This is a genomic window from Avibacterium endocarditidis, from assembly GCF_965138825.1.
In the GTDB taxonomy this organism is placed as follows: Bacteria; Pseudomonadota; Gammaproteobacteria; order Enterobacterales; family Pasteurellaceae; genus Avibacterium; species Avibacterium endocarditidis.
Window position 1 is genome coordinate 16631 of sequence record NZ_CBCSDH010000023.1, and the last position, 13888, is coordinate 30518.

General features: G+C 40.5%; 14 protein-coding genes and 4 pseudogenes. 6 read left to right on the forward strand and 12 right to left on the reverse strand.

The genetic code is table 11. The annotated features are described in order from the left end of the window. Positions 1-53 precede the first annotated feature (53 nt). The gene (gene nadR, locus ACNAV8_RS10725) at positions 54-1325 is read left to right on the forward strand and encodes a multifunctional transcriptional regulator/nicotinamide-nucleotide adenylyltransferase/ribosylnicotinamide kinase NadR (RefSeq protein WP_103854511.1); all 1272 of its coding nucleotides are present in this window, start codon (positions 54-56) and stop codon (positions 1323-1325) included. Between the two features lie 8 nt (positions 1326-1333). Beyond that, positions 1334-2020, forward strand: coding sequence for a metallophosphoesterase family protein (locus ACNAV8_RS10730; RefSeq protein WP_103855383.1), 687 nt, complete (start codon positions 1334-1336; stop codon positions 2018-2020). 64 nt (positions 2021-2084) lie between these two features. Here ACNAV8_RS10730 and ACNAV8_RS10735 read toward each other — a convergent pair. The 4 genes and pseudogenes from ACNAV8_RS10735 to icd all read right to left on the reverse strand — a co-directional run. Then, positions 2085-2840, reverse strand: a pseudogene (locus ACNAV8_RS10735) (YifB family Mg chelatase-like AAA ATPase); the annotation flags it as partial. Positions 2841-3081: 241 nt separating this feature from the next. Then, entirely contained in the window at positions 3082-3699 is a 618-nt protein-coding gene (locus ACNAV8_RS10740; protein WP_415777713.1) for a S1 family peptidase, read from the reverse strand. Then, positions 3699-3956, reverse strand: coding sequence for a hypothetical protein (locus tag ACNAV8_RS10745; RefSeq protein ID WP_103855124.1), 258 nt, complete (start codon positions 3954-3956; stop codon positions 3699-3701). The genes ACNAV8_RS10740 and ACNAV8_RS10745 overlap by 1 nt, the downstream gene beginning before the upstream one ends. Before the next feature lie 18 nt (positions 3957-3974). Next, complete coding sequence (icd, locus tag ACNAV8_RS10750; protein ID WP_415777709.1) at positions 3975-5231, reverse strand: NADP-dependent isocitrate dehydrogenase; 1257 nt, start codon at positions 5229-5231, stop codon at positions 3975-3977. 122 nt (positions 5232-5353) lie between these two features. Between icd and ACNAV8_RS10755 the strand changes: the two genes are divergently transcribed. Together ACNAV8_RS10755 and ACNAV8_RS10760 are read left to right on the forward strand one after the other, a co-directional pair. Beyond that, positions 5354-6055 carry an rRNA large subunit pseudouridine synthase E gene (locus ACNAV8_RS10755; protein ID WP_103855125.1) on the forward strand — a complete coding sequence of 234 codons (702 nt, stop codon included), beginning with the start codon at positions 5354-5356 and terminating at the stop codon, positions 6053-6055. After that, entirely contained in the window at positions 6048-6503 is a 456-nt protein-coding gene (locus ACNAV8_RS10760) for an NUDIX domain-containing protein (protein ID WP_103855126.1), read from the forward strand. Before ACNAV8_RS10755 ends, ACNAV8_RS10760 begins: the two co-directional genes overlap by 8 nt. A gap of 72 nt (positions 6504-6575) precedes the next feature. Here the strand turns inward: ACNAV8_RS10760 and ACNAV8_RS10765 are convergent, their stop codons facing one another. The 4 genes from ACNAV8_RS10765 to rsmE all read right to left on the reverse strand — a co-directional run bounded on the left by ACNAV8_RS10765 (position 6576) and on the right by rsmE (position 9153). Next, on the reverse strand, positions 6576-7181 hold the full coding sequence (locus ACNAV8_RS10765; protein ID WP_103855127.1) for a YagU family protein: 606 nt from the start codon (positions 7179-7181) through the stop codon (positions 6576-6578). A 236-nt stretch (positions 7182-7417) separates the two neighbouring features. After that, positions 7418-7837 (reverse strand): Holliday junction resolvase RuvX, encoded by a 420-nt coding sequence (gene ruvX / locus ACNAV8_RS10770; RefSeq protein WP_103855128.1) that lies wholly within the window; start codon positions 7835-7837, stop codon positions 7418-7420. Beyond that, on the reverse strand, positions 7837-8394 hold the full coding sequence (locus tag ACNAV8_RS10775; RefSeq protein ID WP_103854503.1) for a YqgE/AlgH family protein: 558 nt from the start codon (positions 8392-8394) through the stop codon (positions 7837-7839). Before ACNAV8_RS10775 ends, ruvX begins: the two co-directional genes overlap by 1 nt. Positions 8395-8418: 24 nt before the next feature. Continuing rightward, positions 8419-9153: a 16S rRNA (uracil(1498)-N(3))-methyltransferase gene (gene rsmE, locus ACNAV8_RS10780; RefSeq protein ID WP_103855129.1), complete on the reverse strand. Its 735-nt coding sequence runs from the start codon at positions 9151-9153 to the stop codon at positions 8419-8421. A gap of 145 nt (positions 9154-9298) precedes the next feature. On the opposite strand from rsmE, the pseudogene ACNAV8_RS10785 reads away from it, so the two are divergent. Next, a pseudogene (locus ACNAV8_RS10785) lies at positions 9299-9715 on the forward strand (restriction endonuclease subunit S domain-containing protein); the annotation flags it as partial. Between the two features lie 120 nt (positions 9716-9835). Next, positions 9836-10768: a site-specific integrase gene (locus ACNAV8_RS10790; protein WP_415777710.1), complete on the forward strand. Its 933-nt coding sequence runs from the start codon at positions 9836-9838 to the stop codon at positions 10766-10768. Between the two features lie 102 nt (positions 10769-10870). Here ACNAV8_RS10790 and ACNAV8_RS10795 read toward each other — a convergent pair. The 4 genes and pseudogenes from ACNAV8_RS10795 to ACNAV8_RS10805 all read right to left on the reverse strand — a co-directional run. Continuing rightward, positions 10871-11076, reverse strand: a pseudogene (locus ACNAV8_RS10795) (restriction endonuclease subunit S); the annotation flags it as partial. Between the two features lie 361 nt (positions 11077-11437). Next, the gene (locus ACNAV8_RS10800; protein WP_415777711.1) at positions 11438-13036 is read right to left on the reverse strand and encodes a type I restriction-modification system subunit M; all 1599 of its coding nucleotides are present in this window, start codon (positions 13034-13036) and stop codon (positions 11438-11440) included. Between the two features lie 35 nt (positions 13037-13071). Further along, on the reverse strand, positions 13072-13149 hold a 78-nt coding region (locus ACNAV8_RS11650), incomplete at its 5' end, for a hypothetical protein (protein ID WP_462934463.1). 1 nt (position 13150) lies between these two features. Further along, positions 13151-13743: pseudogene (locus ACNAV8_RS10805) on the reverse strand (restriction endonuclease subunit S domain-containing protein); the annotation flags it as partial. Positions 13744-13888: the final 145 nt, after the last annotated feature.

Here is a 13888-nt window from a genome sequence, read left to right on the forward strand (position 1 = left end):
CGAAAAGTGCGGTCTTTTTTCTGAATAAATTTGGCAATATAAGGAATTTCAAGATGTCCGCTTTCGCCTATCTACAACAAAAACGTAAGCAGTTAAATTTAAAAGTGAATGAGGTTTGCGAACAAGCCAATATTACCCGTGCTTATTTTAATCAGCTGGTGAGTGGTAAAATTAAAAATCCAAGTGCAACAAAGTTATCTGCTTTACATAAAGTGCTACAAATCACTGATCTACAAGATAAAAAAGTGGGGGTGATTTTTGGCAAGTTTTACCCTGTGCATACTGGGCATATCAATATGATTTATGAAGCGTTCAGTAAGGTAGATGAAGTCCACGTTGTGGTGTGTAGCGATACAGAGCGCGATCTGAAATTATTTTATGATAGCAAAATGAAGCGTATGCCAACAGTGCAAGATCGCCTGCGTTGGATGCAACAAATTTTTAAATATCAGAAAAATCAAATTTTCATTCATCATTTAGTGGAAGACGGCTTGCCGAGCTATCCAAACGGCTGGCCTGCGTGGGCAGAACGGGTTAAACAGCTTTTTGAAGAAAAGCAGGTGAATCCTAGCGTGGTATTTAGTAGCGAACCGCAAGACAAAGCACCTTACGAAAAATATTTGAATTTACAGGTGGAATTGGTTGATCCGCAGCGTCAATTCTTTAACGTTTCCGCCACTAAAATTCGTAATACGCCTTTCCATTATTGGAAATTTATCCCGAAAGAAGTGCGTCCGTTTTTCGCCAAAACTATTGCCATTTTAGGCGGCGAAAGCAGCGGAAAAACCGTGTTAGTGAATAAACTTGCCACCGTATTCAACACCACGTCAGCCTGGGAATATGGACGTGAGTTTGTGTTTGAAAAATTAGGGGGTGATGAGCAAGCGATGCAATATTCTGATTACCCACAAATGGCGCTGGGTCATCAACGTTATATTGATTACGCCGTGCGCCACGCCCATAAAGTCGCGATTGTGGATACAGACTTCATCACCACGCAAGCATTTTGTATTCAATATGAAGGCAAAGCGCACCCGTTTTTGGATTCAATGATCAAAGAATATCCTTTCGATATTACGATTTTATTGAACAACAACACTAAATGGGTGGATGATGGCTTGCGCAGCCTTGGTAGTCACAAACAGCGCCAACGCTTCCAACAATTATTGAAAAAATTATTGGATAAATATAACGTACCTTATATTGAAATTGAATCACCAAGCTATTTAGAGCGTTATAATAAGGTGAAATCCATTGTAGAAAAAATTCTCAATGAAGAAGAGCTTCCCGAACTAAACAACGATAAATCCATTTTTGAGGAATAACAGCCCCTATGATCTTATTTGCAGGCGACCCACACGGAAGATACGAGCATCTTTACCCTTTTGTGCAAGAGCAAGAGGGTATCGCCCTTGTCATACTCGGGGATTTACAACTCACCACCACCGAAGAATTGGATAAATTGGCGCAATATTGCGACCTCTGGTTTATTCACGGCAACCACGACAGCAAAACCGTTGCCGCCTTTGAAGCCATTTGGGGAACAGAATGGAAAAGCCGAAACCTACACGGACGCGTACAAACTATTCAAGGCAAACGCATTGCCGGATTAGGCGGCGTATTCCGTGGACAAATTTGGATGCCGCCCAATAAACCTGTTTTTTTCGACCCTATTCATTATTGCCAATATTGTCCACAAGAGAAAATTTGGCACGGTGGTTTGCCATTGCGCCACCGAGCCTCGATTTTTCCTTCTGACTTTGAACAACTAGAAAATCTGCAAGCGGATATTCTCATCTCCCACGAAGCACCAAGCCCCCACCCTCTTGGCTTTGCCGTGTTCAACAAACTGGCGAAAAAAATGGGCGCAACGCACATTTTCCACGGCCACCACCACGAAAATTTTGATTATTCCCAGATTAACCGTGATCCCAAACTCAAAATCACCAACGTAGGCTTCCGCAGCCTATGCGATGAACAAGGGAATTATTTACTAAAAAATATTGATGATAGAAAATAATTTTTCTTGTTTTCTTTTTCAGACCAAATATAAAGTGCGGTTAGAAATTCTATAAAATTTCAGGCTATCCTAAATTCTTTGAAAGTTTCTGCAACAACCGATCCATCGCCCGATAGGAAAGTGCTTCTGCCAAATGAGGGCGTTGGATTTGCTTTTCATTATTTAGATCTGCAATGGTGCGAGCCACTTTTAAAATACGGTGATAAGCACGCACAGAAAGCCCTAATTGAGTGAGCGTATTTTCAAGGAAAATACCGTCTTGCGAGCTAATTTTACAATCTCGCTCAATTTCTTTACTACTTAAATGTGCGTTGATTTTTCCAGCGCGTGTAAATTGAATTTCACGAACTTTAATAATTTTCGACCGCACTCGCTCACTGGTTTCCCCTTTATTTTCAATATGTTGCAATGTACCTTTAGGCAAAAGGGGAACTTCAATGGATAAATCAAAGCGATCTAAAAATGGCCCTGAAAGACGATTCAAATAGCGCATCACCTGTTGCGGTGAAGTGCGATTATGCACGCCAGTGTAATGCCCAGTAGGGCTTGGGTTCATTGCTGCAATCAGTTGAAATTTCGCTGGAAAACAGATTTTCGCATTGGCGCGTGAAATAATGATTTCACCACTTTCTAACGGCTGACGCAAAGCATCTAGCACCTTGCGGTCAAACTCTGGTAGCTCATCTAAAAACAACACGCCGTTATGCGAAAGGAAAATTTCCCCCGGTCTTGGGATCGTCCCCCCACCCACCAAAGCAGGCAAAGACGCACTGTGGTGGGGGGCACGAAATGGGCGTTGTTTCCAGTTTTGAAAATGAACTCCAAATTCTAGACACCTAAAAGATAGCCTTGGTTGCTATGAATTTCTTTTCATCTTCATGCGTTTTTTGTTTTTGCACAGGAACGAATTTTCAGCTGATGCATTCGTTTCAGCATTGTTTTTCCACTCAGACAATGCCCTTTCTTGCATAACTTTGCTGACCTGATAAATTTTCATAGCGAGCAATTAAATTCAGGCTCAATATTTGTTACCCTTATGTGCACCATTGATTAGCTTTCTCTTATTTGGGATGTCGGTCAGTGTTATTTTCCTTTTTGTGTGGCGGATTATTGGGAGCAAGTGGCAGGGAGTGTATGATCTTTATCTGCGGTTTTGTTAATTCACAGGTATCGGTAAATGTTAATTCGCCATTTGGAAAGCAAGCGTTTAGCATTTCTGTTCCAGTCGCATAAATTGCGCCTTTTCGTACGGTGCTTTGACCTTTATCATTCACTTCACAAGGATTATCTAGAATACAGGATTTTCCATCTAGATTTCCTGTATTAATGATTGCTACGATATTTCCCGCACTGTTCAGCACAGGTGAACCGCTTGCACCGGGGACAATGTCGCAGTCATTGGTTTGCATAAGTCGTGTAACCTTATGCCATTGCCATTTGTCTTCTTTCACAAACTCTACTGTGCCATCAACTTGGCAGCGGTAACTTTGCTCTAAATTACCGCTAGTTATGGTTACACGATCGCCTACTGCAGGTAGCGTGCTGGTAATTCGTCGTGGCATAAGACGAAGCTTTTCTTTCAGTTCTCCGTATGTCAAGGTAGTGCGCAAGATCGCAACGTCTGTGTCCGTTAGCGTGGCATAGACAATATGATCAATGTTCAGACTACCAACAACAATTAAGGCACATTGCCACGATAAATGCGTGCTATATCAAAATGAGGGCGGTTGATGATAGCGTCTGTTGTAGCAAGTTGTTGACTGACACAATGTCCATTAGTGAGCAGTAATACTTTGTCGTTGTCTTTTTGTCCATAAAATTGAATGAGAGAGGCAGAACAACCGCGGATTTTCGCGATAGCATCGTAAGCTGCGGGCGCAGCAAAAAGGAGATGTCCAGTCAAAAAAGCTAAGAAAAAGACAAGAACCTTGATCATATTTTCTCCTGAGAAAAGCTACATATTCGCCACAATTTCTTCGGCAAATTCCGAAGTGGAGCACAATTTCGCGCCTTCTAACATTTCAGCAAAATCAAAGGTAACGGTTTTGTTTTCAATGGCTTTGGCGACTGCGTTTACCACTAAATCCGCGGCTTCTGTCCAGCCTAAATGGCGTAACATCATTTCACCGCTTAGGATTAATGAACCAGGGTTGCCTTTGTTTTGCCCTGCGATTTTTGGTGCTGTGCCGTGGGTGGCTTCAAAAATTGCTGCTTCCGCACCGATATTTGCCCCTGGTGAGATGCCAATTCCGCCCACTTGTGCGGCAAGAGCATCGGAAATGTAGTCACCGTTTAGGTTGAGTGTGGCGATGACATCGTAATCGGCTGGGTGGAGCAACACTTCTTGCAAGAACGCATCGGCAATAGAATCTTTGATGATAATTTCACGCCCTGTTTTTGGATTGGTCAGTTTCATCCATGGGCCTTCATCAATGAGCGTTGCGCCAAACTCTTTGGCAACATCATAACCCCATTCTTTGAACGCACCCTCGGTGAATTTCATAATGTTGCCTTTATGTACAAGGGTGAGGGATTTTCTATCATTATCAATCACATATTGCAAAGCTGCGCGCACTAAACGCTGTGTGCCTTGTTTTGAAACAGGTTTGATACCAATGCCACAATCTTGTGGGAAGCGAATTTTGTTCACACCCATTTCTTGTTGCAAGAATTGGATCACTCTATCCGCTTCCGGTGAGCCTGCTTTCCATTCCACGCCAGCGTAAATGTCTTCTGAATTTTCACGGAAAATCACCATATTTACTTTTTCAGGGTGCTTCACTGGGCTTGGCGTGCCGCTGTAATAGCGAATTGGACGCAAGCAGTTGTAAAGATCCAAGCCTTGACGCATTGCCACGTTGAGCGAGCGAATGCCACCGCCCACTGGGGTCATCAACGGGCCTTTGATCGCAACGTGATATTCTTTAATAAAATCAAGGGTTTCTGCTGGTAGCCAAGTGTTTTCGCCATAAACTTCATTGGCTTTACCGCCAGCATAAATTTCTAACCAAGAAATTTTGCGTTTGCCTTGATAGGCTTGTTCCACGGCGGCATCGATCACGCGTTGCATTGCAGGCGTTACATCGACGCCAATGCCATCGCCCTCAATAAATGGAATAATTGGATTATCAGGCACGATTAATGCGCCCTGTGCATCTAAACGAATTTTTTCACCTTGCGGGATAACAACGGCGGATTGGGTTTGACTCATTGGATTTCTCCTTTATGCTTGATGTTGTGTTATAGTGAATGGAATGTTTAACAAAAGTGGCATTAATGATTGTTAAAAATGTGTCTTTTGTTAAGTAACAAATCAACATTTCCATAACATATATGAAGGCAAAATTTCTTTCAAGCCGTAATCATCAAGAACGGCAAAATTTACGCAAAAAAACGGTTCAGCATTTTGCTCGTAAAAAAACAAGCACACCGAATTTCGCCCAAACCAAAGTGGTGCTGTTTAACAAGCCCTTTGATGTGCTAAGCCAATTTAGCGATGAAAATGGGCGGCAAACGCTGAAAGATTTTATCCCTATTGAGCAGATTTACCCCGCAGGGCGTTTGGATCGCGATAGTGAGGGCTTGTTAATTCTTACCAACAACGGCGAAATTCAGCATCGACTAGCTGATCCGAAATATAAAACAGAGAAAACTTATCTGGTGCAAGTGGAAGGTGAGCCAACGGAAAGCGAGCTTGAACCACTGCGCCAAGGTGTAATGTTAAAAGATGGTAAAACCTTGCCGGCGAAAGTGCGGTTGATTTCTGCGCCAAATTTTTTATGGCAAAGGGATCCGCCTATTCGTGAGCGAAAAAACATTCCCACAAGCTGGTTAGAAATTAAAATTTGCGAAGGAAAAAACCGTCAAGTGCGCCGAATGACAGCACATATCGGATTTCCCACTTTGCGTTTAATTCGCCGCGAAATGGCAGGATTTAATGTAGAAAATTTGCCATTAGGGCAGTATTATCAATTGAATTCCCAAGAGCTAGAAGCACTTTATCAACGGTTAAAATTAAGGAAATCCAATGCATAGACCTTATATAACAATGGCGTGCGTAGTGCATTGCCAAGGCAAATTTTTATTTGTCAAAGAATTTGAATACGGCAAAATGACCTTAAACCAACCTGCGGGGCATTTAGAGCAAAACGAAACGATCCTTGCCGGTGCAATACGCGAATTACGCGAAGAAACAGGTATTGATGCCACCCCAAACAAGCTGATTAAAATCTATCAATGGCACGCACCGCGTAGCCAAAAAGATTATTTACGCTTTGTGTTTGCAGTAGAGCTTGCAGAGCAGTTGCCCATTCGCCCAAGGGATCTTGATATTGAGGGCGGTTTATGGCTCACTCCCGCAGAATTTCAGCATTATATCCAACAAGACGGACAAGCAGAACGCAACCCACTTGTCAGCCAAGCCCTGCAAGATTATTTAAATGGTGAAGGGGTGAGTTTAGATGTGTTGAAGGTGTTTGAATAAAAATGGGTGAAATTTACACCGCACTTTAGTTTTAGGCGAAAATAAAGCCCGAATGGCTCGGGCTTTACTTGATTAACGATAAGGTTGATCTAATGGAACTTCAGGGTCTGGTTGGTGCGTGATGCGGTTACGTAAATCACGACGCACAATCTCAATTGTCCAGAACCAGAAAACATGGCCCACTAATTCAGAAACGTGTTCGTATAATGGCCAGTCTAATACTGGTGGTGTTAAACCTAAAGCAGGGAATGTGATGTAGTGTACACAAACATCAGCAATTAAACCAGCACCCACACCTTGCCAGAATTTGATTTTAGGGAAACGCTCTGCAACCACACAGTAACCCACAGCAAATACGATTGAGAAGGTGATGTGTGTTACCCCAATCCAGTTAAAACCGTGATCAGCGAAAGTAAACACAGCTTCAGTTGGATCAATACCAAGATAATCACGCAAGAAAACGTGTGGTGGGTTCAAAAACGCACGAGAGCACACTTCTAAAGCTTGTGATGGATCTTGACAAGCCGCAACGAATAAATCAAATGGGCTGCGTGGTGGGAATGGATGCTCTGCTCCCCATTTTACGAAAGCAGAAAGTAAACCCGCAATAATACCGACAAAAGCTGCAATCCCATAACGGCGACGTGCAGGATCGGTTTGAGTGAAAATACCTGACATATAATGCTCCAAATAAAATAATGGTTGTTGATTTATTAAATTTTATTAAATAAATAAAATCGTTGGCAATTCTATGCCTAATTGGGAATTAGTCAAGGAATTTTCTACCTATAAAGAGATAATTCAAAAGAAGTAGGGTTGGGCGAGTAAAAATTGAGCGCAAAGAGAATTAAAAAGAAAACGCAGAATTGACAATTCTCTTGAAAATTCTGCGTAATATATTGTTTTCAAAAGTATTATTCTTCACGGCTTTCAAACCAACTTTCTAAAATAATGCAGGCAGAAATGCTGTCCACCTTGCCTTTTTCAAGCGCTTTAAAGCCACCACGTTGGAAAATCTCGGCGCGCGCTTCGGTGGTGGTTAGGCGTTCATCTTGTAAGGTAACGGTTACGCCAAATCGTCCGTGTAAGCGATTGGCGAATTTTTTGGCACGTTGGGTTAGGGGCTGTTCTGTACCGTCCATATTTAAGGGTAAACCGACTACAACAATGTTAGGCTTCCATTCGTTTAGACATTTTTCGATAGCTGCCCAATTGGGAATGCCATCTTGTGCTTTAAACGCAGGTAACGGCTGGGCAGAGCCGGTGATACTTTGCCCCACAGCGCAGCCGATACTTTTCGTACCAAAATCGAAAGCTATGGCGGTAATCCCCATTAGCAATGCCCCGCTTGATAAGCAAAATTATGTTGCTGAATACCTAATAGTTGATTTGCTGCTAACCAGCGCTCTAAATAAGGCACATCAAATAAAATATGTTCATTGGCTGGCACAACAAGCCAATCGTTATTCGCAATCTCTCTTTCTAATTGCTCAGGCGACCAACTGGCGCAACCTAATGCCACTAAACATTTTTCAGGGGCTTGCGGTGTACCAAGCGTATCAATCACATCAGCAGAGGTGGTGAGCCATAAATTATCGGCAACTTTATGGCTATTCATAAAGGGTTTTGCTGTTTCTGTGTGTAAAATAAAGCCTCGTTCAAGGTTGGTTGGCCCACCTGCAAGGACGAGATCGTCAGGGTATTTGCGGTCATCGGCCATCATAAAATTCATCTTAATACATAATTCTGCAATACTCAGATCGGTGGGCTGAGTTAGCACCAATCCCATTGCACCTTGCTCATTATGCTCGCAAATATACACCACGGAACGATAAAAATGATCGTCTTCCAAATGGGGCATTGCGATTAAAAAATGGTTTTGTAATTGCATATTTTCTTTCCTAAATTCAAGGGGTTAGGCTAAATCCCCAAAACAAACCTGTAACGCGGTGATTGCGCTTAATGCCGCGGTTTCTGTGCGTAACACACGCTTGCCAAGTAAAACTTCGGTGAAGCCTTGTTGCTCCGTTTGCGCAATTTCTTGCGGCGACAAGCCTCCTTCTGAACCAATGAGCAAGCGCACCCCTTCAGGCGGCATTGTGGGCAAGGTGCGAATGGAATATTTCGCGCGTGGGTGCAAATTCAGCTTTAACATACCGTCTTGCTCCGCACACCATTCTTCTAATTTCATCATTGGACGGATTTCTGGGATCACATTTCGCCCGCACTGCTCACAAGCGGAAATCGCAATTTTCTGCCATTGCTGAATTTTTTTCGCCATACGTTCCGCATCGAGCTTTACCCCACAGCGTTCCGACCACAACGGCGTGATCACCTTCACCCCAAGCTCAACGGATTTTTGAATAGTAAATTCCATTTTCTCACCACGGGACATCACCTGCCCAAGATGAATGTGCAGCGGACTTTCCCGATCATCAAACTGACGATCTAAAATCTCCACACCCACCGCTTTTTTGCTCACTTGCGTAATCACCGAGGGGTAAATATGGTTGCTACCATCAAATAATTCAAGGTGCTCTCCCACCTTCATTCGCAACACCCGCCCAACGTGATTCGCCGCTTCTTCCGTTAATTCACACTGAGTTTGCCCCAACAAAGAAACGGGGTGATAAATTCTTGGTACTCGCATTTTTTCTTACTGTTAATTAAGGTTTGTCTATCATATCAGAAATTGAGGTGATAGGCGGTGATTGTTTTTACAAAAGTGCGGTCGTTTTTTGTGAGATTTTTGGCGTAGCTGTACCAAAAATAATTTTTACGCTTGGGAAAAGTGCAAGTTGGGGGAAGTGATAATAAATCATTCTTCATCAAATTATATTCAAGAAGCTAAGGCGTTTGGTGAGTTTGAAGTTATACAGCAAGGAAATACTCCGATAGTTGGATATTCAAATGAAATGCCTTTTGAAAATTTTGAAAATGTTCTCTGTTTCGGCGATCACACAACATCATTATATAAACCATTAACTCCCTTTCTGTTAGCTACTGATGGAGTAAAAATATTAAGTATAAAAGGAGTACAAGGCTATTTTATATTATCATTTTTCGAAAGGTATAAACCGAATGCAGAGGGCTATAAGCGGCATTTTTCAATTTTAAAAAAACAACAAGGCTATATCCCTCCCCTACCCGAACAACAAAAAATCGGTAATCTGTTTAAACAGCTAGATCATCTTATTACTCTTCATAAGTGATAGCCATTAGAAAAAATATAATAAAAACAAAGTGAAAATCTTGCAAAATAGACAAAATCGCTGAATAGTTCTCACATTGTATTGTGTAATTTTCAACCCAATAAAATGGAGGACATCTCTATGCGATTAACTAATCAAGAGCTTTTTCATCGTTATTTCAAACGTTGGATTCGCATTTATAAAGAGGGGGCGATTCGCCCTGTTACGCTGGCTAAATATAAAATGACGCATACCTGGCTTATTCGCCTGGTACCTAAATTAAGGCTATGTGATCTCAACCGAATTAGCTATCAACAGCTATTAAATGACTATGCAAGTAGCCACGAGCGACAAACTGTGATGGATTTTCATCATCAAATTAAAGGGGCAATTTTAGATGCGGTTGATGAAGGATTAGTTATTCGTGATCCTACACGTAAAGCAATTATTAAAGGCAAAATTCCACGCGAGAAAAAACCGAAATATCTCAGCCAATATGAATTACAAACTCTTATTCATCAGCTTAATTTAAGTGAAAAATTAAGTTTTGACTGGCTGATTTTATTGATTGCTAAAACAGGATTGCGTTTTTCAGAAGCCCTTGCGGTTACCCCAAAAGATTTTGATTTTGCACGACAAACATTAACCATAAATAAAACTTGGGATTATAAAAATGACGGCGGATTTTTACCCACTAAAAATCGATCTTCCATTCGTAAAGTTCAGTTGGATTGGCAAACAATTATTCAATTTGCACAATTAATCCGTCATTGTCCTGAAAATATTCCTATTTTTCTGCCAAATCAGGAAAAAGTTTATAATTCCACGATTAATGATCTTATTGCACGTTATTGTAGAAAGGCGGCAATCCCAATTATTACGGTACACGGACTGCGCCACACTCACGCCTCACTGCTGTTATTTGCAGGGGTGTCCATTGCTAGCGTTGCTCGCCGCTTAGGACACGCCAGCATTACCACCACACAAAAAACCTATTTGCATATTATTCACGAATTGGAAAATAAGGATGTGGATATTGTAATGCGATCGTTATCAAATCTAAATATTACTTAACTTATAGAAAATAAAGGATCTTTCACCGCCCTTTAGGGCGGTGATTTTATCTACTCTCGCTTATGAAGAGTAATAAGNNGATCTAGCTGTTTAAACAGATTNCCGATTTTTTGTTGTTCTGGGAGAGTGGGGAGAGAAATAGGTATTTCCATAAATATTTTATCTTTTATTGCTATTCTGTCCGCTCTTGCTCCCGAATCACCATTTAATTTCATAAATAAGTGCCATAAATTCGTAGAAAAGAAGGCATCTAGAAAATCAAGATCTATATTTGAAGATACTCTAAAAATAAAATATAAAGGCGACATAACCCCTATTCTATTCAATTGGTTACGCTTTATTGGTCCAACGGGAGCAAGATTGGAAATTCTAGGGTTATACACAAAATCATTTGGTTTAACAATATAGTATCCATTTAGATTCTCAGGGTTAGAAATGTCTTTATCAAAAAAATCTCGTTGAGAGATAACACCAAATTCTGCTGAGTTAGTTAATGTTTCTTGAAATATTCCGTCTTTATTTTTTTCTGTTACCTTAATAGCTATTTTATTCAACTCCCACTTTTCCCAAGCGTAAGGATTTTTGATGATAAAAAAGCCATTTAGAATAATTGGCTAAATGGCTTTTAAATAATGATAAAAACAAAAATCCTAGTTATAAATCAATCAATTAAAGTATTGATTTAACCCCAAGAATGTTTAACTGTTCGTTGATTTCGGCTTCAAGTTGAGCAATTTCTGCTTTATCTTCAGCAATTTTGGCAAGCACTTCATCAAGATCGATTTCTTCTTCTGCTTCGAAGGTATCTACATAGCGAGGAATATTGAGATTGTATTCATTAGCTTGTACTTCCTCTAGGGGGGCAAGTTGAGCGAATTTCTCAATATTTTCGCGTTTTTGATAAGCCTCAACAATGGCGTTAATGTGCTGTTCGCTGAGATGGTTTTGATTTTTGCCTTTCTCAAAGTGTTGGCTGGCATCAATAAATAAAATATCGCGAGAAGTGCGGTCTTTTTTGAACACTAAAATACAAGTTGGGATAGATGTACCAAAAAATAAATTTGCCGGTAAACCAATGACTGCATCAATATAATTTTTCTCAATTAATATCTTGCGAATATGTCCTTCTGCCGCACCGCGGAATAACACGCCGTGCGGTAATACGATTGCCATTGTGCCATTGTTTTTTAAGTGGTACAGACTGTGTAAAATAAAGGCAAAATCCGCTTTAGATTTTGGTGCAAGTTTGCCGTATTCGGAAAAACGGGGATCTTTTAATTTACGCTCAGCATTATCCCAGTTGGCAGAATAAGGAGGGTTGGCGACCACCGCATCAAAGCTGCGTGGGCGGTCGATGCCGTCTTTATCTAAGCCGTCTGGCCAGTCGGATTCTAGCGTATTGGCGTTAGATAATGTCATATTGGCAAAGCTGACGCCGTGCATCATTAAGTTCATTCTTGCCAAGTTGTAAGTTGTGGTGGAAAGTTCTTGTCCGTAATACTTGATTGCGCCCTCTTTTTTGCCATTTGGTAAGGCATTTCCTACAGTAAGCAATAAAGAGCCCGAGCCACAAGTTGGGTCGTAAACCGTGAACACATCGTCTGTTTTGGCATCTTGAGTGACAATTCTAGCGAGAATTTGGCTGACGGCGTGAGGGGTGTAAAATTCCCCCCCTTTTTTGCCCGCATTTGCAGCGAATTTGCCGATCAGTTCTTCATAAATTTCGCCTAAAATATCTCTGCCGTTATCGTCTTTGTACTGCACTTCATTAACCAACTGCACTACTTTATTTAACGCTTTCGTGCGGTCATTGGTGTTAGTCCCAAGGCGAGAATCACTTAAATTAAGATCACTAAATATGCCACGGAAATCTTTTTGTGCTTCAGGGTTAATTTCACTATTTTGGTTGAAATTATCAATAAGTGCTTGATAATCACTTGGAACAATCTGATTTTGCTCAATTTTTTGGATTAACGTTGCCCAAGTATCCGCAGGTTCAATGGCATAACCCAAGGTGTTGGCAATATCATTTAAATAATCGTCTAAGCCATCTTGTTGTACGGCTTCGAAATAGGCGTCATTGGCACTTTGGTGCGGTTTAGGCGTAATAATCCCATTGTCAAGCAAATAAGCCTCTTGATGTTCAGAAAGATAGCGGTAAAAAATAAAACCTAAAATATAATTTTTATATTCTGAGGCGTCCATATTGCCGCGTAAGTCATTTGCCATTGCCCAAATTTGGTTGGTGATATTTGAGATAGTTGTCATAAAAACTCCGTAAAATAAATTCTTTAACTTAAAACTTAAACAAACATTTGCTGTAATAAGGCTTTTTTCAAAAGCTGATAATGCTCGTGCTGTCGCTTATGAAGAGTAATAAGNCGATCCAGCTGTTTAAATAGATTGCCGATTTTTTGTTGTTCGCTTTTATTACGGGGATATGATATGAAAGTCTCCGATATATTTGATTTACTAATAGATAAGACTTTAATGCCTTGAAATAATTTCCTAAGCTGTGAACGATAAGAATTGGAATTCAAATAATATCCCATAAAATAAGGGGCTATGCGAGTTTGTGATCTAAATGCCATAGTATGTAAACCTGCAACAATAGGCTTATTGTCTAAGTTTATGATTTCTATGGCTTTGCCAACGCTATTATCTTCAGCGGTATCAGCAATCACAATATCACCATTTCTTAGAAATTTATCTACATAATCCTCTTCTCTTGCATTAGAAATATAGGGAATTATGTCTTTATCATTATTCAAATCAACTATTGAACCATATTTAATCAATATATCGCCATAATGAATATTATGTATCATTCCCTCTTTCAAAGTTAATTCACTTCTTGATAGCGTATTGTTAGAAATAGATTTATTAAAGAAATTTTTGAACTTGCACTTTTCCCAAGCGTCAGTAAATTCAGGAAAACGAATTTCTGGAAAATCTGCTCCATTTTTCGGGAACATTTTTTGCAAAAGTGCTTTTTTTAGCAAGATTACATCGTCCCACTTACGCTTATGAAGAGTAATAAGATGATCTAGCTGTTTAAACAGATTACCGATTTTTTGTTGTTCGGGTAGGGGAGGGATATAGCCNNGTTGTTTTTTTAAA